The sequence below is a fragment of the Kangiella shandongensis genome, assembly GCF_020005365.1.
GTDB lineage: Bacteria > Pseudomonadota > Gammaproteobacteria > Enterobacterales > Kangiellaceae > Kangiella > Kangiella shandongensis.
Genome location: NZ_JACNML010000001.1, coordinates 108545 through 132535 on the forward strand (window position 1 = coordinate 108545; position 23991 = coordinate 132535).

17 protein-coding genes are annotated in these 23991 nt (G+C 46.3%); 9 read left to right on the forward strand and 8 right to left on the reverse strand.

The genetic code is table 11. The annotated features are described in order from the left end of the window. Positions 1-8: 8 nt before the first annotated feature. Both H7708_RS00475 and H7708_RS00480 read right to left on the reverse strand, forming a co-directional pair. Entirely contained in the window at positions 9-950 is a 942-nt protein-coding gene (locus H7708_RS00475) for a DUF58 domain-containing protein (protein WP_223668498.1), read from the reverse strand. Further along, complete coding sequence (locus H7708_RS00480) at positions 950-1867, reverse strand: AAA family ATPase (protein WP_223668499.1); 918 nt, start codon at positions 1865-1867, stop codon at positions 950-952. The genes H7708_RS00475 and H7708_RS00480 overlap by 1 nt, the downstream gene beginning before the upstream one ends. 129 nt (positions 1868-1996) lie before the next feature. Between H7708_RS00480 and H7708_RS00485 the strand changes: the two genes are divergently transcribed. Both H7708_RS00485 and H7708_RS00490 read left to right on the forward strand, forming a co-directional pair. Then, positions 1997-2533 (forward strand): hypothetical protein, encoded by a 537-nt coding sequence (locus tag H7708_RS00485; protein WP_223668500.1) that lies wholly within the window; start codon positions 1997-1999, stop codon positions 2531-2533. Positions 2534-2641: 108 nt separating this feature from the next. Beyond that, complete coding sequence (locus H7708_RS00490) at positions 2642-3268, forward strand: hypothetical protein (RefSeq protein ID WP_223668501.1); 627 nt, start codon at positions 2642-2644, stop codon at positions 3266-3268. A gap of 489 nt (positions 3269-3757) precedes the next feature. On the opposite strand, the gene fadJ is transcribed toward H7708_RS00490, so the two are convergent. Together fadJ and fadI are read right to left on the reverse strand one after the other, a co-directional pair. Continuing rightward, a complete protein-coding gene (fadJ, locus tag H7708_RS00495) occupies positions 3758-5911 on the reverse strand; it encodes a fatty acid oxidation complex subunit alpha FadJ (protein WP_223668502.1) in 2154 nt (717 codons plus the stop codon). Then, positions 5911-7233 (reverse strand): acetyl-CoA C-acyltransferase FadI, encoded by a 1323-nt coding sequence (gene fadI / locus H7708_RS00500; protein WP_223668503.1) that lies wholly within the window; start codon positions 7231-7233, stop codon positions 5911-5913. Before fadI ends, fadJ begins: the two co-directional genes overlap by 1 nt. 236 nt (positions 7234-7469) lie before the next feature. Here fadI and H7708_RS00505 point away from each other — a divergent pair, with 236 nt between their 5' ends. The 7 genes from H7708_RS00505 to H7708_RS00535 all read left to right on the forward strand — a co-directional run bounded on the left by H7708_RS00505 (position 7470) and on the right by H7708_RS00535 (position 15314). Then, complete coding sequence (locus tag H7708_RS00505; protein ID WP_223668504.1) at positions 7470-8429, forward strand: AAA family ATPase; 960 nt, start codon at positions 7470-7472, stop codon at positions 8427-8429. A 14-nt stretch (positions 8430-8443) separates the two neighbouring features. Then, positions 8444-9433, forward strand: coding sequence for a DUF58 domain-containing protein (locus H7708_RS00510; protein WP_223668505.1), 990 nt, complete (start codon positions 8444-8446; stop codon positions 9431-9433). 3 nt (positions 9434-9436) lie between these two features. Continuing rightward, a complete protein-coding gene (locus H7708_RS00515; protein ID WP_223668506.1) occupies positions 9437-9973 on the forward strand; it encodes a DUF4381 domain-containing protein in 537 nt (178 codons plus the stop codon). Then, on the forward strand, positions 9966-10985 hold the full coding sequence (locus H7708_RS00520) for a vWA domain-containing protein (RefSeq protein ID WP_223668507.1): 1020 nt from the start codon (positions 9966-9968) through the stop codon (positions 10983-10985). Before H7708_RS00515 ends, H7708_RS00520 begins: the two co-directional genes overlap by 8 nt. After that, positions 10978-12717, forward strand: coding sequence for a VWA domain-containing protein (locus tag H7708_RS00525; protein WP_223668508.1), 1740 nt, complete (start codon positions 10978-10980; stop codon positions 12715-12717). Before H7708_RS00520 ends, H7708_RS00525 begins: the two co-directional genes overlap by 8 nt. A gap of 6 nt (positions 12718-12723) precedes the next feature. Next, positions 12724-14472: a BatD family protein gene (locus tag H7708_RS00530; protein ID WP_223668509.1), complete on the forward strand. Its 1749-nt coding sequence runs from the start codon at positions 12724-12726 to the stop codon at positions 14470-14472. Positions 14473-14555: 83 nt separating this feature from the next. Further along, a complete protein-coding gene (locus H7708_RS00535; protein WP_223668510.1) occupies positions 14556-15314 on the forward strand; it encodes an SDR family NAD(P)-dependent oxidoreductase in 759 nt (252 codons plus the stop codon). Positions 15315-15360: 46 nt separating this feature from the next. On the opposite strand, the gene H7708_RS00540 is transcribed toward H7708_RS00535, so the two are convergent. The 4 genes from H7708_RS00540 to H7708_RS00555 form a co-directional block, all read right to left on the reverse strand. Then, the gene (locus tag H7708_RS00540) at positions 15361-15528 is read right to left on the reverse strand and encodes a hypothetical protein (RefSeq protein ID WP_223668511.1); all 168 of its coding nucleotides are present in this window, start codon (positions 15526-15528) and stop codon (positions 15361-15363) included. 182 nt (positions 15529-15710) lie between these two features. Further along, positions 15711-16022 (reverse strand): hypothetical protein, encoded by a 312-nt coding sequence (locus tag H7708_RS00545; protein ID WP_223668512.1) that lies wholly within the window; start codon positions 16020-16022, stop codon positions 15711-15713. A gap of 363 nt (positions 16023-16385) precedes the next feature. Next, complete coding sequence (locus H7708_RS00550; protein ID WP_223668513.1) at positions 16386-21224, reverse strand: NAD-glutamate dehydrogenase; 4839 nt, start codon at positions 21222-21224, stop codon at positions 16386-16388. A 144-nt stretch (positions 21225-21368) separates the two neighbouring features. Then, the gene (locus H7708_RS00555) at positions 21369-23990 is read right to left on the reverse strand and encodes an efflux RND transporter permease subunit (protein WP_223668514.1); all 2622 of its coding nucleotides are present in this window, start codon (positions 23988-23990) and stop codon (positions 21369-21371) included. Position 23991 lies beyond the last annotated feature (1 nt).

Below are 23991 nucleotides of genomic sequence, written 5' to 3' on the forward strand. Positions count from 1 at the left end.
ACCCGCTCCTACATTAACGCTAGTGCTTCAAGACAACGATGCATATGCTCCATACCCTGCCCCTTATCGATCGTTACGTGCGGCAGACGTAATGCATAAACTTGCTGGCTTTCTTCGGCTTGCAGCACAGCATCGGTTAAATACGAAATGGCGAGCTCTCTATCGTAATGAGCCACACTCTCCCAGCTTAAGCTGTATTGCTCACCAACATGATCTTCAAACTCTTTGCTTAATAAGCCGCGCTCCCTGGCATAGGCTTTCCACATAACTTGTTTGACCGAGTCCCCTGGCTGATAGTCTCTCACGCTGTGAAAATCTTCACTGCCCTCTTCAACGTGATGCCCCTCTTCGATACCTTCTTTACTGGCGATTAAAGGCTCAGGACACGGTATCGGTTTTGGGTATACCAGTAGCTGATAAGGCGAACGCACCCATGACCAGGCTTCAAAAATACCGAAAGGAAAGATGGTGGTGCAAACCATCCGCGGAACCTTCATCCAGCCTCTCTTTGCCGTTACAAGCCTGAGTTCGGTAGAGGCTTGAGAGAGTTCATCAATATCAACATAGTGCACAGATTTTTTACTGAACCCAATGCCAATTCCTGTTCTCATACTTTGTGAGGCGTTCACTAACTGTAACGGCATCACAGCCTCGTCCCCGGCAAAAGCTGCAGCCAGTTTATGACATCGAACTTCGATTCCCTTGAGGTTGCGGAAGGTATAGAAGACCGACAGCAAACCAATCGCCAGCACAATAAAACCGGTCATAAAACCCATATTATTTTGGTAATTGGTCGAAGCCACAAGGATCAGAACCAAAATCAACAACATCAGCCAGCCACAACGTGTCGGCAGAATATAAATATTGTTCTGCTTTAACACCGTTTGGATCTGCCGTGGTGTGCGCTTATCAATCCACAGGCTGACCTTATCCCTTATGGCACTTATCATTAGGCTGGTACAGGAGTCGTTTTCATTAGCTCTTCTATCAACTCCAGCGTTGAAGAAGAGGATGTTTTTACCAGCTGTAGCCTATGACGTGCGGACGCGACGAACACCTGCTGAATATCATCAGGCAGTACATAATCACGTCCATCGACAAAGGCCCAGGCCTTGGCGGCACTGATAATTGATAAGCCAGCTCTTGGTGATAAACCATGAGCAAAATCAGGACTACGGCGGGTGGCCTGAATCAACTCCATAACATACTGCAACAAATGTTCTGTTACAGTCACCTTATCCACTTTACGCTGTAGCTCCAACAAGGTATCTAAATCCAACATCGGCTCAAGCTTAACCATTCTGGTTCGGCCCGACTCTCCCTTCAGTAACACTTTTTCAAGTTCTGGATCCGGGTAGCCTAAATTAATCTTAAACAAAAACCGATCCAGCTGTGACTCAGGCAGAGGGTAAGTCCCTATCTGATGGGTTGGGTTCTGTGTCGCTATGACAAAGAAAGGGGTGGGCAATGGATAAGTCTGCCCTTCCACTGTCACCTGCTTCTCTTCCATCGCCTCCAGCAAAGCACTCTGAGCTTTCGGTGTGGCACGATTAATCTCATCGGCTAATACCAGCTGGGAAAAAACGGGGCCGGGATGGAACTCAAAAGCCGACTTTTCTCTATCAAAAATATTAGCCCCCACAATATCTGCTGGCAATATATCACTCGTGAACTGAATACGCTGAAAGTCCAAACCAAAAACTTTTGCCATAGCCTGCCCCAAGGTCGTCTTCCCCATGCCGGGCAAATCTTCGATCAATAAATGTCCCCGAGCCAATAGACAAACAACGGTCAATTTAACTTGGAGCGGTTTACCAAGAACAACTTTATTTAACTGTTCCAGTACAGGCAAAATTGATGAATTCATACAGTTCCTTGGGTTTGTGAAAAGATTATCATTAATCGTTCAATTCTGAACTTTGATTCAGGGAAAATTCAGTTTACTAAAACCATAATGTACTTGCATTATTTAACAAGAATATTTGAGGAGACGACAATGTCTTTTAAAAAACTATTTATCGCAACATCTATCGCACTATCTTCAAGCTTAGCGATGGCCAACGGCGTAAGCTATGATTATGTTCAGGGTAGCGTCCAGGACTATGACAACTTTGACGGAGTAGAATTTGACGGTTCTATGTCTTTCAATCAAAACTGGTACGGTAGAGCCGAAGTATTAAAAGGCGAAACTGACCACTTTGACCGTGACTCCGATCGCTATCGTATCAATGCAGGTTTCCATACACCAATTAACAACTCTGTTGATTTTGTTGCTGAAGCAGGTTATGAAAACATTGATCAGGACCTTGATGTAGATGACTCAGGTTTCAATGCACTAGCCGGTTTCCGAGGCATGGCAAGCCAAAACATCGAGCTAGGCGGTTACGCCCAATACTCTGACGTCCTGGAGTCAACCGACGTGACTGTAGAAGGTCGTTATCACTTCAACAACAAGTTCTCTGTGGGCGTTGAGATTGGCCATGACGATGAGCTTGAAGATCATATCGGTGCAAATTTCCGTTACAACTTCTAAAAGTTAGTTACGAGAAGGCCGCATTCCGCGGCCTTTTCTTTGTTTCTCAACCTTCAGCTTTGTAGTACACTAAGCGCAATTTTTAAGCAATTTAGTAGCTCGAGAACCATGAAAAAAACTTTAATACTAACCGCTCTAACTCTGGCTCCAATACTATCGGTTCAGGCCAACGATAAGCTGAGTTACGAGTATATTGATTTTGGCTATACTCATAGCGAAGGTGAATTGACGAGTGACAAAGCTGGCTACAAACTCAGTCTCTCCCAAAGCCTTTCCGATAGCTGGTATTTAAAAGCAGGACTTCAATCCCAGTCCGCCGATGTCTGGCCAGACGGCAGTACTGCCGATGTAACTGCTCAGGAGTACTCTTTTGCCATTGGCTTTCATGTACCAACCAGCCGTACTCATGACTTCTTCATGGACGTTGGCTATATTAAGTTTGACGGCACGGATATTATTCCACAATCGACTTACGGTAATGATGATGAAGGTTTAATGACTAATCTCGGTCTTCGAGGCCGCCTCTCTACCAGCTGGGAGTATTCGGTTTTTGCCGGATATAAAGACTATGATTACTCAACCTACGTGAATGAAGCGTTGCATGAAGATTCCAATTCGGCCGTTTATGGTTTCGAAGGCCGTTATTATCTATCACAAAACTGGTCATTTGGGGTTAATGTTTCGGAACAGATAACAGGTTTAACTTCAGGCTTCGATTTTCGCTACAACCTATAACACATAAGGGCTTAGATGCAGCATAAGGGAGCCGTATGTAACCTGACGTAACATGGGCAAAAATACTTTTATTCCCTCAAAACTCTGCTTTTGCAAACCATTTCACACAAATCGGAGGTTCTGTGAGACCTAGAACACAGAACCTTTTCTATTTATTGTTAAAATTTCGGACAGTCTTGGTAAACAAATGCGGAAAGGAAAGGTATCACCATGAAATACGTGCTTGCTGCAATCGCTGGGATAGTAGGCATCAAATTTGCGATGAGCGAACCTGTTATCCTAGAAAATGTTCTTCAGAATAAAGAACTACTAGGGGCTCTGGTATTAACGTTACTCGCGAAACCTTTGCTTAAGAGAATATTTGAGTAGTTATAATCCTCCCTATAGAATTTCTAAGGTGGCTTTAGGCCACCTTTTATTTTGCCTGAACAAAAGTGCGATAATAAAAAAGCCCGGTTAAATCCGGGCTTTTTTATTGATTACTCTTCTCTACGAATGGAAATTTTCACCGTTTTCTTTCATCGTTAACAGAATCTCAGCAGGAGCAAACCTATCGCCATGCTGCTTCTGATAGTACTGCAAACGCTCCACCACTGTTTCTATTCCTAACGAATCCATATAGCGGAGTGGTCCACCATGAAACGGTGGGAAGCCAATACCGAAGATAGCACCAATATCGCCATCTCGTGCGCTACGGATAATTCCTTCATCTAAACAACGAGCCGCTTCGTTGGCCATCAGCAACAAACCACGCTCTGATATTTCCTTAGCATCAACATGCTTATCAGGGCTGACACCCAATACAGAGTAGACACTTTCGTCAACCTCTTTGCCTTTCGACTTGCCGTCGTATTGGTAGAAGCCACGTTTGTTCTTCTTACCTTTTCGGTCATCTTCTTTCAGTTTTTCAAATGCTTTTGGCGTCGCCATACGCTCACCAAATGCATCCTGCAAGATCGGTGCCACTTTAGTCGCAACGTCGATACCAACCTCATCTAATAAAGTGATGGGCCCTACAGGGAAACCGGCTTTAACCATGGCCTTATCCAGTTTTTCGATAGCAACGCCTTCGCTTAATAGGATTCCAGCTTCATTAATATAGGGCGCTAAAATGCGATTCACATAGAAGCCTGCACCGTCATTGACCACAATCGGTGTCTTGCCCTGCGTTTTCGCCAGTTCAACACAGGTCGTAATCACCCAGTCCGCAGTTTTATCCGTGGCGATAATTTCGACCAGCGGCATTTTTTCCACCGGCGAGAAATAGTGCAGACCTACCACCTGTTCCGGACGCTTGGCTGCCTCGGCAATGGTGGTGATCGGAATCGATGATGTATTAGTTGCAAAGATCGTCTTCTCAGAACAGTTCTGCTCCACCTCTTCAACCATCTGATGCTTGAGTTTAATATCCTCAAACACGGCTTCAATCACCATATCGACATGCTTGAAGCCACTGTAGTCGGTTGTCCCGGTTAAATAAGACATGGTGTGGCGGGCAGTAGATGGACTGATAATCCGTTTTTTCATTTTCTTGGCAATCAATGTCCAGGAATAATTCAAAGCACCATTAACACCTTCCGTCCGAACATCTTTGATTCGCACCTGTTTTTTTGCCTTATCGACCGAGACGTAAGCGATCCCGGAGCCCATTAAGCCGCCTCCCAGGACACCAACCTTATTGATAGCAATAGCTTCGGCGTCAGAGTCAATGCCATTGTCCTTTTTCAAATCAGTGGTAGCAAAGAAAACACTGATTAACGCTTTTGCCTCACGCGATACAACCAGCTGTCCAAAGTTTCTCGCTTCAATGGCCAAGCCGGCGGTCATACCTTGAGCCATCCCCTTCTCTACACACTCAATAATCTTCTTCGGTGCTGGATAATTACCCTTGGTCTTCTTCTGAACCGTCTTTCGAGCCTGATCAAAAATAATATTGCGACCCAGTGGGTTGGTTTCCAACAACAGCTTTTGTATTCCTTTTACTGAAAAATAACTGCTGACGGGCGTTTTCTTTTCTTTACCTTTCCTTAGGTCATTAACGCACTTCCTGGCAGCTTTCATCAGGTTCGCCTGTGGCACGACTTCATCCACTAATCCCAGCTTCCTGGCCTGTTTGGGGAATAACTGTTTCCCCGTCAACATCATATCCAGTGAAGGCGCAATGCCGACTAATCGTGGTAGACGCTGAGTTCCACCACCACCCGGTAGCACACCAAGTTGCACTTCTGGCAACCCCAGTTTGGTCTTAGGGCTATCCGTAATGACGCGTCCGCTACAAGCCAATGCCAATTCCAGACCACCACCAAGGCAAGCCCCGTGAATAGCCGCAACCACAGGTTTGTTCAGTTGCTCCAGTGCGTTAAAAAAACGATGTCCTGAAGATGATAACTGCTCAGCGTCTTCGGCAGTATCAACTTTACCAAACATGGTGATATCGGCACCGGCGATAAAGCTGCCCTCTTTGCCGCTTTTAATGATCAACCCCTTAATCGAGCTATCCGTTTTGATTTGTTCAATCACAGGTTGTAGCTCTTCGATGAACTCCATCTTCAAGACGTTTTGCGACTCGCCCGGCAAATCTATCGAAATTACAGCAATGCCATCGTCCTGTTGTTCAAACGTAAAGAATGTATTATCCGACATTATTCAACCTCCAAAATCATCGCTGCACCCAGACCGCCTGCTGCACATGCTGTCGTTAATCCCAGACCGCCGCCGCGTCGTTTTAATTCGTTTAATGTTTGCGTAATCATGCGCGCGCCGGTTGCGGCGAACGGATGACCATAAGCAAGGGAGCCGCCCAGCACGTTAAATTTGTCCATATCAATCTCGCCAATTTTGGTGCGCTGCCCCAGATGTTCTTTGGCGAATTTGGTTGAACCAAAGGCCTGGATATTCGAGATGGTCTGCGCGGCAAAAGCCTCATGCATATCGATCAAGTCCAGATCGCTTAGTTTCAGCTTGGCTTTTTTCAGCGCCTTTGGCGTGGCGTAGGAAGGCCCCATCAGCATATCGTGATCGGCTTCGATCGCAGCAAAAGCATAACTTTTAATATAGCCTAACGGTTCATAGCCCAGGGCCTTGGCCTGAGACTCCTTCATCAACACAACGGCCGCCGCACCGTCACTTAGCGGTGTCGAGTTTGCCGCAGTCAAGGTACCGTATTTTTTATCGAATGCCGGACGTAGCTTAGCGTAGCCATCAAGCGTTGAATCAAAGCGCACTATATTGTCCTGGTGTAACGGATCTTTAGTATAAGGTTCGGCATAAGCCGTCATAACTTCACCATCCAGTTTCCCTTCCTCCCAGGCTTGAGCCGCCAATGTGTGGGAACGATGAGCCAGCTCATCCTGCTCCTGACGGGTGATACCACGATCTCGCGCCATCTGCTCAGCATTTTGCCCCATGGTCAGCCCGGTGGAATATTCTTTAATGGCAGGAGGCACCGGCAATAAATCTTTGAAACGCAACTTCTTCAATATCGACAATTTCTGGCCCATGGTTCTGGCTTTCTGCAAATCAACCAAAGCCAAAGACAGCTTTTTACTGACTCCAATGGGTACGACCGATGAGGAATCAGCACCACCGGCAATACCGACCGAAACGTCACCCACCATAATGGACTCAGCCAGGCAGGCAACACTCTGGAAACTGGTAGCGCAAGCACGTGATACGGAAAAAGCGTCGGTATGCACATCCATCGGCGTACCCAATACAATTTCACGAGCGATGTTCGGTGCTTCCGGCAAAACGACTACCTGTCCAAAAACCACGCGCTCAATCAACTTAGGTTCAAGCTCCGTTTTCTGCATTAGTTCGTTAACCACCATTTTGCCTAACTCAATAGCGTTAATCCCCCTGAAATGGGTCGCCTGCTTGGCAAATGGGGTTCTGAGTCCGGACACAATAGCAACACGGTCCTCTTTCTTGGAGCGGGTTGTCTTCTTTGTGGTGTTTTCGCTCATGATGTCTCCTAATAAAGTGTTCTCACCTGATTCTACCGAAACACCGCAGGATTTCAAACGAATGTTTGAATCAGATATATAAGCACGAAGGCCCCAATCGTCCTGTATTAACAAATAGTTGCAACTTTTTATGGTTTTTTGATACAAAACAGCCTGCAGATGCTTTACATTAACTCAGTTCACTATTTCCCATGCTGACTGGGTATAAACACATTTTACGTGCAGAAAGGCAATTCATGAGTACAAAAGAACAATTTATCCAGCTTGATGAATTTTTAAAATCCCGCATTATTGGTCAGGAGAGTCTGGTTCACCGAATGATCATCGCCCTGCTCGCTGATGGCCACATACTGGTAGAAGGCGCGCCAGGCTTAGCCAAAACCCGAGCCATCAAAGAGCTATCCACGGCGATGGAAGGAACCTTCCACCGTGTTCAGTTTACTCCAGACTTATTGCCTGCAGACTTAACCGGAACAGAAATCTATCGTCCTCAGGATGGTAGCTTCCACTTCCAGAAAGGGCCTCTGTTCCATAACCTTATCCTTGCCGATGAGATTAACCGGGCTCCCGCCAAGGTCCAGTCGGCTTTACTCGAAGCCATGGCAGAAAGGCAGATAACCGTGGGCAGAGACAGCTTTCCCTTACCAGACTTTTTCCTGGTCATGGCCACGCAAAATCCCATCGAGCAGGAAGGCACTTATCCATTGCCGGAAGCTCAACTTGATCGCTTCTTAATGCACGTCGAAGTGGATTACCCTGATCATGCAGCTGAAGCGCAAATTCTTACCGTTAATCGGCAGGAAGCCTTATCAGGCGAAACCCCAACAATGCTAACCATTAGTCAGAAGGAACTGTTTGCCGCGCGTAAGGAAGTGCTTGCCGTCCATATGGCGGAAGAAGTTGAGCAATACCTGATTCAGCTCATCATTGCGACTCGTGCACCGGAGCAGCACGCAGCAGAGCTAGCACACTATATCGAGTATGGCGCCAGTCCACGTGCTACCATTGCCCTGGATCGTTGCGCCCGCGCTTACGCCTGGCTGGATAACCGAGACTATGTTACTCCCGGCGATGTCCAGGCTATCCTCGGCGAAATTTTACGCCACCGCATTATCCTGAGCTATCAGGCAGAAGCCGAAGGCGTGACCACTAACGACGTCATCAATAAGCTTATCGAACTGATTCCTACGCCTTAACGGCAGTTAATCACATGACCGAACACAACGTTACAGCACAACAGGCCAGACAGCACAGCATCGAACTTAGCCTCGAGCAGCTGATCGCCTGTCAGTACTGGGCTAAAGAGTCGATCCCATTACCACATAAGAAGACACGAGCCCACCTGGTCGGGGGTCATCTGTCACCGTTTAAAGGGCGCGGTATGGAGTTTGCCGAGGTCAGACAATACCAGCCCGGTGATGATATTCGCACCATTGACTGGCGCGTGACGGCTCGTACCGGCAAAGTCCATACCAAAGTTTTTCAGGAAGAACGTGAACGCCCGGTATATATTGTGACCGATTTGCAGGACACCATGTTCTTTGGCTCAAAAAACCGCTTCAAATCCACGCTGGCCTGCTTACAGTCGGCACGGGCTTTTTGGGCTGCATTTAACAGCGGCAACCGCGTAGCAGGCTTATTCAGTACCGCTAACAAGCATATTGAGTTAAAACCTTCCAACCGCCGCCAGAATGGTCTACGCCTACTGCAACACCTGATGGAGTTACACAACCAGCGTTTAAGACAGGTTTATAGCGATAACGACGCTTACCAGATTAACCAATCCTCGTTGAGTGATACCTTGCTGCGCCTAAGGCACCTGGTCAAAGGCGGCAGCCTGATTTATATTTTTAGCGACTTTATGAATCTCAATCCGGAATGTCAGCAGCACCTGACCTACTTGGCACAACATAATGATATTTATGGCGTAATGATTTACGATCCACTGGAGTCGAAGATACCAGTTCCCGGTCAATATACTTTGACCGACGGCTTACAGCATGTACACATTGACGCTACCAACACCCGTGACATGCAGCGTCATGAAGCACACTTTCAACAGAAAGTAGTGTCGATTCAGCAGCAGTTTACGCAGACCCAGTCGACCTTTACCTGGTGTTCAACGGCAGATTCTATGACAGATTTAGCCTTGGATCCCAGCATAAGCCATGTCAACCAGCGGAACCGGGTGCAAGTATAAATCATGAATAATGCAGCAACTAACTCAAAGCAACAAACACAATTACTTGAACAGTTACGGGATGTTCATGCACCCGCAACTGTCGACTGGTGGCCACTGGCCCCCGGCTGGTGGGTTATTATCGGCTTGGTCATCTTGCTTGCCGTATTATTTGCTATAAAGCTATACTTGAAAAAACGCTACTATCGTTACTCTCGTCTGGCCATTGCCGAGCTCGAACAACTCAAAACGAGTCACGAGCCACGCTGGTTGGCCAAAGCACAAAATATCATGCGCCGTGTCAGCCTATGTTACCTGCCACCACAAGACATTAAACAACTGGCCCAAACGGAATGGCAGGAACTACTACGAGCAACCAATAACAGAAGCTTAAGTGAGCAGACACTCGAAGCATTTGTCGACTTGCCATATAAGCCAGCAAGAGCCTCATCTGATCTCAACCGGGTGCAAGTCCTGAATGAAGTCATTGACTGGACATCACAACTGCCAGTACAGAGTAAACGCTGGCCGTTGGATACTGGAGAAAACGACGATGTTTGAATTTCAGTGGCCCTGGCTTTTATTGCTACTTCCTTTGCCGTTAATCGTCTGGTGGTTTGAAGAACGCAAACAGCGTCAGCAAGCGCTCAAAGCTCCCCTGTTTCTGTATTGGAAAGTCCAGCATCAGCAAGGCAATAAGCGTAAAAGCCATTTCCCCTGGTATAATTTCATTCTGTGGTTACTGCTTATCATTGCCGTTGCTCGCCCCACCTGGGTCGGAGACTCGGTGGCTTTGCCCAGCAGCGGTCGTGACTTAATGGTCAGTGTTGATATTTCCGGCTCTATGGAAATGGAAGATATGATGCTTCAAAACCGGCAGGTCAACCGCCTGGCCGCCGTAAAAGCCTTAATGACCGACTTTATTAAACGTCGTGGTGGCGATCGCCTCGGACTGATTCTGTTTGGTGAGCAGGCTTATCTACAAACACCATTGACGTTTGATCTTAAAACGGTTCAGCTGATGTTGGATGAAACCGAAATTGGCCTGGCGGGTTCATCGCGTACGGCCATTGGCGACAGCATCGGTTTAGCGGTCAAACGCTTAAAAGATCGGGATGCTGATAACCGTGTTCTCATCCTCCTCACTGACGGTCAGAACAATACGGGAGTGCTTAATCCGGTTCAAGCTGCCGAACTGGCCGAACACGCCGGTATTACTATCTATACCATTGGCGTCGGTGCCGATAAAATGGTGGTACGTAACAGCTTCTTTGGTAACCGTACCGTTAACCCGTCCAAGGAACTAGATGAAGAAACGTTAATGGCTGTAGCAAAGAAAACGGGAGGTCAATACTTTCGGGCCAGAAATACGCAGGAGCTAGAGCAAATTTATGGCAAGCTGGACGAGCTGGAGCCTGTCGAAGATATAGACCAGAGTTACCGCCCCAGCAAGGCTTTGTTTTATATTCCTTTGTTCTTCGCCATCGTGCTCAGCTTTATTCGGGTACTCTACAGCGTGCTTGTTTCTCGCTCCAGCAAAGCCCGCTCAAGTAGTGAGGTAGAGCATGCCTGATTTGAGTTTATTCCACTTTATACGCCCCTGGGCATTATTATTGATAGTACCGGCGTTGCTACTGTTTTGGTTTTATCGCAAGCACGCCAGCTCGCAGGAAGGTTGGGCAGCACTCATCGATCAACATTTGTTGAGCTGGCTGGTCCCCCACTCCGAACAGGGTAGGCACCAGAAGTATTTACCGCGATTACTATTAACCTTCTGGATTATCGCAGCCATAGCATTAGCCGGGCCAACCTGGAAAAAGACACCACAACCGGTTTTCTCCAGCAAAGCCACCCAGGTAATACTATTGGATCTATCACTATCGATGGACAGCGATGATATCAAACCATCGCGTCTGGAGCGTGCTAAGTTTAAAATCAAAGATTACCTTAAGCTGCATAACGAAGGATTAACCGGTTTAGTCGTTTATGCCGGTGACGGCTTTATACTAAGCCCCTTGACCAGCGACAAAGACACCATTGAGAATCTACTGGGAGCCTTGTCAACCAAGATCATGCCTCTCCTTGGCAGCCGTCCCGAGCGTGGCTTTAAAAAAGCCATAGAACTACTGGATAACAGTGGCCTGGCTCAAGGTAAGATTCTGTGGTTTACCGACGGCGCAGAGAGTGAAAGTCTGGAAGCGATCGAAGATCAAATCGAAGATACGCCATACCAACTGAATATTCTCGCCATTGGAACCGAGGATGGTGCGCCCATAAAACTATCGGAAGAAGAAGGCTTTTTAAAGGACAATCGCGGCAACATTGTTATCCCGCAAATGAACTATGCTCAACTGGCATCATTCGCAGAAAAGACCAATGCAGTACTAACCTCTGTAACCGTTGATAATCAGGATGTAAAACTCTTTGTACAGGCTTCTAATATCGCAACAGCAGATAATGCCGACGTTGACAACAAGTTTGTCGATGACTGGTTTGATTTAGGCTACTGGCTCGTTCTATTTCTGTTACCGCTAGTGTTATTAAGCTTCAAGCATCGCACCTTGTTGGGCTGTATCTGTCTGCTGAGTTTGTGCTCGGTGCTGTCACCTCAAGCTAAAGCCGACGCTATTGAAAACTTTTTCCTGAATTCGGATCAGCAAGGTAAGAAATTATTGGATGAGCAGGCATATTCCGAAGCTTATAGCACCTTTAACGATCCTCGCTGGAAAGCCCTGTCCGCCTACCGCATGGGCAGCTACGATGCGTCCAATAACCTTTTAGAAAAGATTCCGCAGGAAACTCTGACAGCGGATGACTTTTATAACCAAGGTAATGCACTAGCGCTTAATGGACAGTATGATAAAGCGATTGAGGCATATGAACAGGCACTAGCACAACAGCCGGAGCATGAGGATGCCCGATACAATAAAAAGGTGGTAGAAAAATTAAAGCAACAGCAGGAGCAGCAGCAACAAAACCAGCAGGAGCAAGATAAGCAGGGAGACTCAGACAGAGAGCAGCAGCAACAGGATAAACAAAGCTCTGAACAGCAGTCAGAACAAGAGTCTCAGGAACAACAACAAGAACAGCAGCAACAGACTCAACAGGAGCAGCAGGAACAAAAGCAACAACCCGAGCTGACCGAGCAAGAGCTTGAAGAGCAGTTCAAAGAGGAAGAGAAAGATCAAGAAATGGAACAGTGGTTACGACGTCTACCGGATGATCCCGGCGGCCTGTTGCGGCGTAAAATGTACCGTGAATATCAGCGTCGTGGACACAGGCAGCAAGTTGAAAAAAGTTGGTAAATAACAATGATGGCTCAAAATATACGGTTAAACATTTTTGCTAAGTTTCTACTATTAGCTTTATCTCTACTCCTGACGGCTACGGCTTCAGCTAAGATCACCTTGTCTTTAGATCGAACTGATATTCACGAGCATGAAACCTTTCACCTCAGAGTTCAGGTCGAAGAGTCAAACACCTTAAGGCAGGGCGCCACAGAAAACTTTATTCCCGATGAAATCACCATTCGTAGCCGACAGGAATATAACAGCAGCGTTATCGTTAACGGTCAATATAATTCACAGCGTGGCTGGGATTTTGAGCTACTGGCGGAAAAAGCTGGCACCTATACTATACCCGCGCTATCTATCGGTAATGAGCGCTCACAACCTTTTACCATCCGCATTTTACCGCAAAAGGACGACTTATCGGATACTAAAAACGCAAAAATAAAGCTGCGTGCCACTATCAGTGACGAAGAAGTCTATGTGCAACAACAGCTTATTTTTACCGTTCGTATTTACCGCTCAGTAGTGGCCCGTAATCAAAAAATCACCCCCATTCGCGTTAGTAATGCACTGGTAGAACAGCTTGGTGATAATTCCAGTTTCGATGTGGTTAAAGATGGTAATAACTTCCAGGTGGTAGAACAACGTTACGCCATTTTCCCTCAACAAAGTGGTGACATGGTCATTGAGCCTCTAACCTATAGCGCCACCATATTGGAAGACAACAACAGTCGTTCTCCCTGGCAACGCTCCCAATTAAAACCAGTCAGTTTAAGCACGCAAAAATACACCATTTCAGTAAAACCTAAACCACAAAATGCAGTCGAACCCTGGTTACCAGCCAAGAACCTAGAGCTGGAAGCAAGCTGGCAACCGGCCAACCAGACATTCAGAGTGGGTGAACCCGCAAACCTTGACTTAATCATCAAAGGTACCGGTCTGCTTAAAACACAACTGCCTCCGTTAACCTTCCCCGAACAGGAAGGCATCACCATTTACCGCGATACACCACAGTATCGTCAACGCTTTAACCGTTTTGGCGTTAATAGCTACCATTTTGAAAAAATTGCCGTTATCCCAAGCCTGTCTGGCGAAGTCACAATCCCAGAGTTAACGATCCCCTGGTGGAATGTGGACACCGATCAGCAGGAATATGCGACCTTGCCGGCAATGACTTTTCGGGTAAACCCAAGCAATAAGCAGCTTAGCCAGAACAATCAACAAACGGTTATTCCCGACTCACAGCAAGTGGGGAGCATCGACAGCTCTGAGCTGTCCAGTGATCAGACGCAGCAAACAGACTCCTCTGCATCTCAAAAGAATTACTGGATGTATATCAGCCTCTCTCTAGCCGCTCTCTGGTTGCTCACGCTATTCGTCTGGTTTAAACAAAGACAACGCCGACACAGTCATACGATAGCTACGGGAGAATCCCAGGTAAGGTCGCCGGTAGCTCCCAGCACCCTAAAAAGAGCGACCTCGATGGCTAATAACAATGATGCCCGTGCCACCTCAAAGGCCCTGCTAAACTGGGTGGAACAGCAGGCGTCACTACAACATATCCATAATCTCAACCAGCTTATTGATTACTGCCAGCAGCACCAGCTGGACAAGCTTGCTCAAGAGTTAAAAGCTCTACAGAAGAACCTGTATGCTGGCCCAGATACCTCCAAACCGTGGCAAGGAAGCGAACTCGCACGTCTGCTTCCTCAGCTCACAACGGACTTTAAACGAAAAGGCACAGCAGCATTACCCGGCCTCTATGATTAAAGCCGACTAAATTGGCAGAAGAGTAACGGGTTGGTACAATGCCCGTCCTTAACGATTCAGATAAACAATGAGTAGGACATACTATGGATTTCGCACAAACCAAAGCCCTTATCAGTGGCGGTGCTTCTGGCCTCGGTCTGGCAACAGCAAAACATATTATTGCTCAAGGCGGTAAAGTAGCTCTATTAGATATCAATCAGGAACAAGGCGATGCTGCCGCGAAAGAGTTGGGTGATAATGCCATCTTTATCACCACCGACATCAGTCAGGAACAACAGGTTGAGGCAGCTGCAGACAAAGCAGCCGAGTTCATGGGTGGTATTAATCTTGCCGTTGGTTGTGCCGGCATTCTTGGAGCAGGCCTGATTCATAGCAAAAAGGGCCCCATGCCTGCTGATTATTTCCAAAAAGTCGTGGATATTAATCTGGTTGGTAGCTTTCTGCTGACGCGTGCCGCTTCGCGACACATGCAGGAAAATGAAGAAGTGAACGGTGAACGCGGAGTCATTATCCATACGGCATCCATCGCAGCCTATGAAGGTCAAGTCGGTCAAACAGCCTACTCAGCAACCAAGTCTGCCATAACAGGCATGGTATTACCCTTAGCTCGAGAATTTGCCCGTATCAAGGTGCGAGTAATGGCTGTTGCGCCAGGCGTCTTTGAAACTCCAATGATGGAAAAAATCACGCCGGAAGTTTGCGAAGAAATTGCCGCCGGTATTCCTAACCCATCCCGTTTCGGTAAGCCACAAGAATACGCGGAGCTAGTTCAGCATATTGCTGAAAATGCCTACCTTAATGGCACGACAATTCGTCTGGACGCTGCAGCTCGTTTACAGTAACCCTGACAAAGGGCACTGTTTAGCTGTTTATAAAAAGCGCCAGATATTATTGTTTGGTGCTTTTTTTCACCATATTCAAAAAAGAACGGTCCTGACCACGCTCTGCCGCGACCAGCTCCACACGATCTCTTTGCTGCTCTTTCCAGTAAGCTTCGAATACTTCGGTGTATTCTTTTGATTGCTTCATCTCTTCAGGCACTACTAATACACACATTGTCGACTCCAAAAATCAGTTATGAAATATTTTATGGGTCTAGTAGAACAAAGGAATCTGAAGTTTCAATGAATCAATTATGGCGAATTATGGCAATTATGGCTTTTTGCTTCCTTTTGTTCGTGGCTACCTTTAAATCAGTCAGTTAGCTCGCTTGGGCACTCCTTATAAAAAAGCATCGCTTACCAAAACCCTCGTTCCCACTTATCGACACGATCAAGAAAGCCGGGGCAAAAGTGCTCCCGGTACTGTCGTCCGGTCAACAGGCTGTAAGCATGTGGAATTGCCCGCATTTCACAGCCTGGAGTGGCGATTAACGCTGCAAGGATAAAGGAAATACCCAGGTGGACAAAAACGTAAAGTAGCCAAAGCAGACTAAAACCATTTAACACTAGCGTGACCGCGCTCAGTTCGCTTAAGGAGTTTACCCCTAAGAGAGTTATAGTAATCCCTAGAACGACCGCTTGAGGCCAGCGCTTTGTATTTAAGCCCATACCGATATTAAAAACCGGAGGGAGCAGAATAAAACCAGGAGCAATGGCAACCAGATGCTATTTCTCGAAAATAGACTTTTTCCCATTAGTAAGTCATCACTGACCTAAACAAGCTGCCATACCAAGTGTAGACAGGCAATACCTAGCAGCAGCCTCAGTATTCTGCCCATAATTTTAGGCGGAAGTAACGCCCCCTGATTTTCAAAATGCGTCTTAAACTTGCTCATAGACTTCCCATATCGCCAACGCTAAAAGGGCTTAAGGAAGCTGCTATAGGCAAACGAACATAGCCCTGCTTCCTTTCTTCACTATAACAAAGCAAGTTAGGCAAAGCACATGGAGTCCCATGTGCTTATAGAGCACTTATTTGACGAGCCTATGGCTACGTTGGACCAGAATCTGCAGCTCCCTCAGGGCTACCGAAAACTTAGCAAACTCATGCGTACTGCTTTGCTTGAAATCAGTGACCATTTCTCGCCAACGAGATAACACATCATCATGATCTGCCAGGAAGTGCTTGATCCGCGTCTCAGGTGATTTGTACTTGGCTGTCAGCGGCAACACGGCTTCAATCAGATTACGCTGTTGGAAATCCAATTCTTCACGGAAAGCGGCTCTGGCAAAGGCTTGCCAGTGGTTACTGACAGGTTGCGCAATAATCTGGTTGAGGAACCAGTGCAACTCAACCTTGGCACCCAGCTTATAGTAGACTTCTGCAACCGTTAGGATGGGTAGATCGTACTGCACCGCCAGCTCAATGATATCCATCGCTGAGAACATAGTACTCAAATAACTAACTTGCTTCGCCAGCTTCTGAGGCACGCCTTGCTCAACCAGTTCTTTAATTTCCTTATCAATGCCTTCGGCTTCTTTTGCTTCGAGCGTTTTATGCACATTTTTCTGTAACTCAGCAACGCCTTTTCTGAAGTAATTAACCACCTCTTCAATGGTCTGGTCTTTACTGCGATTACGCACAAACCAGCGGGTTGCACGGCGCACAATGCGACGGGCCTGGAACATCATCTTGGTCTGGATGCTCGCCGGAACAACGTTATCCAGCGCTTCGATACTCTCGAAAAGCCCCTTCAAATCAAAGGTTTCCTTAGCCATAACGTAGCACTGGGCCACCTCACCAATATTGGCACCAACTTCATCAATAACCCGGAAGGCAAAATTCGTGCCCATGAGATTAACCATCTCGTTGGCGAGACTCATGGCAATAATTTCATCCTTCAGCGGATGCTTCAACATGTTATCGACATACTTGTTGCGCAATGGCTTAGGGAAGTACTCTAGTAAGTAACTCTCAAAATAAGAATTTTCGGTTACTTCAGGAATACAGAGAGAATCCTTTAATTCTATCTTGCCGTAGGCTAATAAAACCGCCAGTTCGGCTCGAGTCAAACCACGACCATTCGCTTCGCGCTCAAGCAACTCCTCATCCGACGGCAAAAATTCCAGCTTACGATCCAGATTGACCCTTCTTTCCAGTCCGTGGATAAAACGCATATGCTCTTTCACCATCGCCGGAGCACGTGATTCAGTAATGCTAATAGACTGGGTCTGACGATAATTATCCTGAATCACAATATCCGATACTTCATCAGTCATTCGTGCCAGTAAGTTATTACGGCGTTTCACCGTTAGGCCTTCGTCACTCACAATGCCATTTAGCAGAATTTTGATGTTAACTTCATTGTCCGAGCAGTTCACACCACCCGCATTATCAATAAAATCAGCATTGGCTCGACCACCGTGCTGCATATACTCGATACGCCCCAACTGGGTACAGCCCAGGTTTCCACCCTCTCCGACAACTTTGACCTGCATGTCCTTACCATCAACACGCAGACTGTCATTTGCTTTATCGCCAACCTGCTGGTGAGTTTCCTGACTGGACTTAACATAGGTACCAATCCCGCCATTCCAGAACAGATCAGCCTTCATTTTTAAGGCAGCATGGATAAACTCGGTTGGCGACAGGCTCTTCACCTTAACGCCCAACATCTCCTGGATCTCAGGGGTCAGTTCGATCTTTTTTGCACTCCGCTCAAAAATACCACCGCCCTTTGAGATTAAATCCGCGTTATAATCATTCCAGCCGGAACGTGGCAAGTTAAATAAACGCTCACGTTCTTGATAACTGGATGCAGCATCAGGGTTTGGATCGACGAAGATATGCATATGGTTAAACGCTACCTGTAGCCGAATATGCTTCGACAACAGCATGCCATTACCGAAAACGTCACCTGACATGTCACCACAGGCCACCACGGTAAAGTCTTCATTCTGACAATCGACGCCCATTTCACGGAAATGTTGCTTTACCGACTCCCAGGCACCTTTAGCCGTAATGCCCATCACTTTATGGTCATAACCATTGCTACCGCCTGAAGCAAAAGCATCACCCAGCCAGTGGCCATATTCTTCAGAAATGCCGTTGGCGATATCCGAGAAGGTCGCGGTCCCTTTATCCGCCGCCACCACCAGATAGGCGTCAGCCTCATCATGTACCACCACGTCACGCGGGTGTACCAGCTTATCGTTGACATAATTGTCGGTAATATCCAGCAAGGCTCGGATGAACGTTTTATAACACTCGACACCTTCAGCAAAGAAGGCTTCTCTGCCACCACTGGTTGGTAACTGCTTACAAACAAAGCCACCTTTGGCTCCAACCGGGACAATGACCGAGTTTTTAACCTGTTGCGCTTTGACCAGTCCCAGGATCTCTGTACGGAAATCCTCACGACGATCTGACCAGCGTAAACCGCCTCGGGCGACTTTGCCGCCACGCAAATGAACACCTTCGACACGCGGTGAATAAACAAAAATCTCATACATTAAGACTGGCTTTGGCATCTCAGTAATAATGCTTGGATTCAGTTTAAAGGAAATATACGGCTTGTCCTTGCCTTGTTCGTCAGCCTGGAAGAAGTTCGTACGTAACGTTGCTTCAATTAATTCAACATACTTGTTAATAATCTTATCCTGATCAAGGCTTTTAACATCTTGTACAGCTTTCAATAATTGACTTTTTTTCAAAGCATAACGACGCTGACTGTACTCATCATGAGGATTAAACTTGAGCTCAAATAATTCGACTAAACCAGTGGCGATTTCTGGGTATTGCACCAGCGTTTGCTCAATATATACCTGACTAAAGGTAAAGTTGATTTGCCACATGTACTTAGCGTAGGCACGCAGCATAGCGACCTGCCGCCAATCAAGGCCAGCAGCTAAAATTAAGCGATTAAAGCCATCGTTCTCGGCCTGCTTATACCAGGCCTTGGCAAATGCTTTGTGGAAACTATCACGAACCGTGTCCACATCAATTTCAGCAGCATCATAGCGCACATCGAAATCAAGAATACGATAGTCACCAAGCAGTTCTGACGAAACTTCATAAGGCGTTTCATCGATCACCGTCAGCCCCATGTTCTCCAGCATTGGCATGACGGCTGATAATGGTAACGGCGTGTCTTTATGATAGAGCTTAAAGCGCAAGGATTTATCTTCACCGGAGCGGTATAAGAACATACCGAGCGGCCAGTCATCGCTTAAGTCTTCGATATTATCGATGTCCACCATGGCTGAATCGACACTTTGCTGATTCTGGAAACTTGGTGGAAAGGCTTCACGATATTTCTTCAGTAATAATGCAGCTTTTTCTCCAGAGCAACGTTTATTGATTTCGTCACTCAGTACTTCTTCCCAACTTAGTGCCGCACGCTCCAGTCTGGCTTGAAGCTCATCTAGATCATAGGTAATTGACTCTGTATTCTCTACCGGCACACGGTAGTGAGTTCGAACCAGATTCGACTCAGAAAAATAGGTTGTAAACTCAATTTCGCCTTTACTACTAAAGGTTTCGGAGAGAATGTCCGTCATTTTCAGACGAATACGTGTATTGTAAGTATCTCTCGGAACAAAAGTTAGCACGGAAAAATAACGACCGAAAGGATCGCGGCGAACAAAAGCTCTAACCTGACGTCGCTCCTGAATATGCAGAATACCCATAACGATATCCAACAGCTTCAAGGTTGGGATCTGGAATAACTCATCTCGAGGATAAGTTTCCAGAATATTTTTTAGCGCCTTATAGTCGTGGCCGCCGGGTTTCAACTTAGACTCGGTCAGAACATTATTAATCTTTTTACGCAATACCGGGATCAGCTGTGGATCCATGTTATAGGCAGCAGATGTGAATAAACCAAAGAAGCGGTGCTCACCGATAACCTCGCCTTTATCGTTAAAGCGTTTAACGCCGATATAATCAATATGGCTGGAGCGGTGAACCGTCGATAAGCTACTGGTTTTCGTCAACACTAGAATATGCTCGGTTGACAGGGCCAACTTTTTAGCACCTTTCGGAGAGCGTGATAAGTGATACTCAGAATACTTACGTTCATCAGAAAGAATCCCGAGACCAGAGCCCTTCACCGATTTAAGGTGGAGCTCATCCCCTTCGCCTAACAAGTCATAAGTTCTCGCGCCCATGAAGACAAAGTGGTTTTCCTTAACCCAGCGTAAAAAATCAACGGCTTCTTCAATACGGTCCTGCCTTAATGGCGGTGGATCGGATTCAAGCTCAGTGACAATCCCCCCCATCTTATCCCGCATCGGCTTCCAGTCCGAAACCGTCGAGCGGACATCGTGTAAAACCCTGACGAGATCCTCCTCAACAGTTTTCATCACCTTTGGATCAATGATGCGATCCACTTCGAGATACATTGGCGTTTCAATATTCTCATTATGAGCGCTATCTTTGTCATAAGAAACATGAAGAGCGGACACTCGGCCTGTTTTTGTACGCTTAATGTACATCGGCACATGAATATGAAGGTGGACGTCAATACCATGACGATTTAGTTCCATTCGAATCGAATCAACCAAAAATGGAATATCTTTATGATTAATTTCGATAATACTGTAGCGGGACTCCCAACCATCAGTTTTTTCGTCGGGGTTAAATATTCTTACTTTACTGGAACCATCAAAGTCCTGAATAAATTTCCATAAACTACTGATAGAATCAAAAATGTGCTGAGGGCTGCGTTCAACAAACTCATCTTCAGAAACACTAAGATAGATTAATTCGGAGAATTGCTTAACAAGCTCTGCTTGACGTTTTGAGAATTGCTTTTCACAGATTTGCTGGACTTTTTCCAACAATTCGGAAGAATTACTTACACTGGCCATTGTCCTGTCCAAGAATAATATATGGGTTAAATCAACGCTGTTTTAAACGTTACCTAATTCTAGGACATTTATATACAAAATGGCACCTTAATTTACGATAAAGGTGCCATTTTTTACACTGCTAATACCAGTGCTATGTTGTTTCTAGCGACGGTAAAATATCGAAGCGAGTGCAGGTAACAGGAAGATCGCACCCAGCATGTTCACCAGGAACATAAAAGTTAACATGATCCCCATGTCAGCCTGATATTGTAGTGCTGAGAAAATCCAGGTGCTGACACCAATGGCCAGAGTTAAACCAGTAAATAACACTGCATTACCTGTCAGCTTCAAAGTTTCAAAATATGCTTCCGAGACGCTGCGACCTTCCCGTATAAAGCCGACCATGCGCGAGAAAATATAAATACCGTAATCAACCCCGATACCCACACCAAGAGCAATCACTGGCAAGGTCGCCACGGTGAGACCAATTTCTAGCCAGGTCATCAAAGCCTGCGCTAATAGGGAAACCACTACCAGAGGCAATACCACACAGATAGTGCCACGAACCGAGCGGAAACTAATTAAGCATAATAAAGTTACTGCCAGATATACCCAGATCATCATCGGCATTTGTGCCGCTGCAACCGCTTCGTTAGTTGCCGCCATGACCCCTACGGCTCCCGTCGCCAAACGGAACTTCACTGGCTTGAAGCCACTTGCCGGCAGTTCGTCCTCAAGTGCTGAAGTTAGCTGCTTTAATTGATCCTCACTTATCGTCTCTGAACCACTGAGCTGATCAGTAACATATTCTTCGAGCTCAGGCTTAGCATCATCCTCATGGTACGAAAGCTCACTATAACCGTCTAACACTGGCGCCAGTTCCGACTTGATAACCTCTCTTTCAGAGCTTTCCAGTGAACCAAAACTTGTATCAACTAAAGTCATGACTTTCGATTTTTCAGCGTCAAGGTAATCACTCTGAAACGACTTGACCGAGCCAACCACTCGCTCAATAGTTTCTGCTTTGTGATCGGTCAGGAACACCATGATCGGCATAACACTACAGCCAGAGTTAAGGAGGCCGGTACTGGTTTCTACTCGGGCAATGGTGTACGGCAGTACCGCTTCATCTTTCGGTAACATTTTCCACTTCAGGTTACCTTCACTCAGCAAACCGTTAACTACTTTTGATATTTGCGGCAGGCTAAGTGTCGATTGAACCCCTTTGATATTGGAAAGCTGCCACTGGAAGTCATCAATGGTCTCCATAATATTGTAGAAGGTACAACCGTCAGCACGGGTCTCTGCCAAGATCGAAATGACATCCGTACCTATCGAGTACTTTTCAGTAACGTACTTGGTATCCAGATTATAAGGTGAGTTTTGCTTCAGGGCAGGCGCACCCGCATGCAGATCGCCCACCTTCATATTCTCGGCTCCCCAATAACCAATCAATCCCAGTATAATACCAACAACAACGATAACGGTAGCCATGGGACGTTTAGCAAAAACCGACAATTTCCCCCACCACTTTTCATGCGACTTTTCCCGTTGCTGTACACTTTTAACAAAAGATTGTGGGAAGTGAGTGTAAGAAAGCAGCAGCGGCAGCAGAATGAGGTTAGTTAAAATCAATACCGCCACACCGATACTCGCAGTAATGGCAAGTTCGCGGATAATATCAATTTCAATAAGCTGCAACGTTAAAAAGCCAATGGTATCACTCAACAAAGCGACGCCACCGGGAACGATCAGACCAGCGCATGCCGCAATGGCCGCATCATAAACCTTAAAGCCTTTGCCCACATTATGCTGCACACCATTGATCATCTGCACGCCGTGACTGACACCAATGGCAAAAATCAAGAATGGAATCAGGATCGACATAGGATCGATGCCGTAACCCAGAGCTGTTAATATGCCCAGCTGCCAAACCACTGCAACACTCGATGTCAGCAACGGCAATAAGGTCAGCTTAATAGAACGCGAATACCAATAGACCAGCAACGCAGTAATCAGGAATGCGATCAAGAAGAAGAAAATAACGTTACCGGCACCATCACTGACATCACCGATCATTTTGGCAAAACCAATGATATGAACTTCGATATTCGGGTATTTAGCTTCGATATCGGTTCTCAGCGTTTCCAGCTGATGTGCGACTTTAACATAGTCGGTCTTCACCATCTGCGACGCTACCTGACCATTACCATCCAACGTCAGTTCAGCATCTGGATCGTTATACTCAGAAAAAAGTTGGGCGGAGATCATTGCCGAGGTAAAGTCATTGGAGACTAAGCGACCTCGAATGCCAGCTTTAAGGATATTTTCTCGTACTTTAGAAAATGCTTGCTCTTTATCAACCTGCTCAAACTCAGGAGGAATGACCGGCCCACCTTCTAAGCCCTGTTCGCTGGCTTCAATATAGCGAACTGACGGTGAGAATAAGGACTTTACCTGAGACTGATTAACCCCTTCGATCCCTTCAACAATATCATCGGCTTCTTTTAACGCATTAAAGAACTCATTATTAAAAATTTCCCCCTGCTTTGCTTCCAAAGCAACGAACACCCGGTTTGCACCACCGAATTCATCCTGATACTGCAAATAGGTCTGCATATACTCATGTTTCAGGGGAATATTCTTTTCAAAACTGGCATCAACTCGAAGCTGTGAAACGAAATACGCCATAATAGCTGTAACTGCGGCGAATACAGCTACCCATAAACCGCGCTTGCTAAATAAAATACTCTTAACCAAAGGTTCTAATTTATTCTTTGCCATA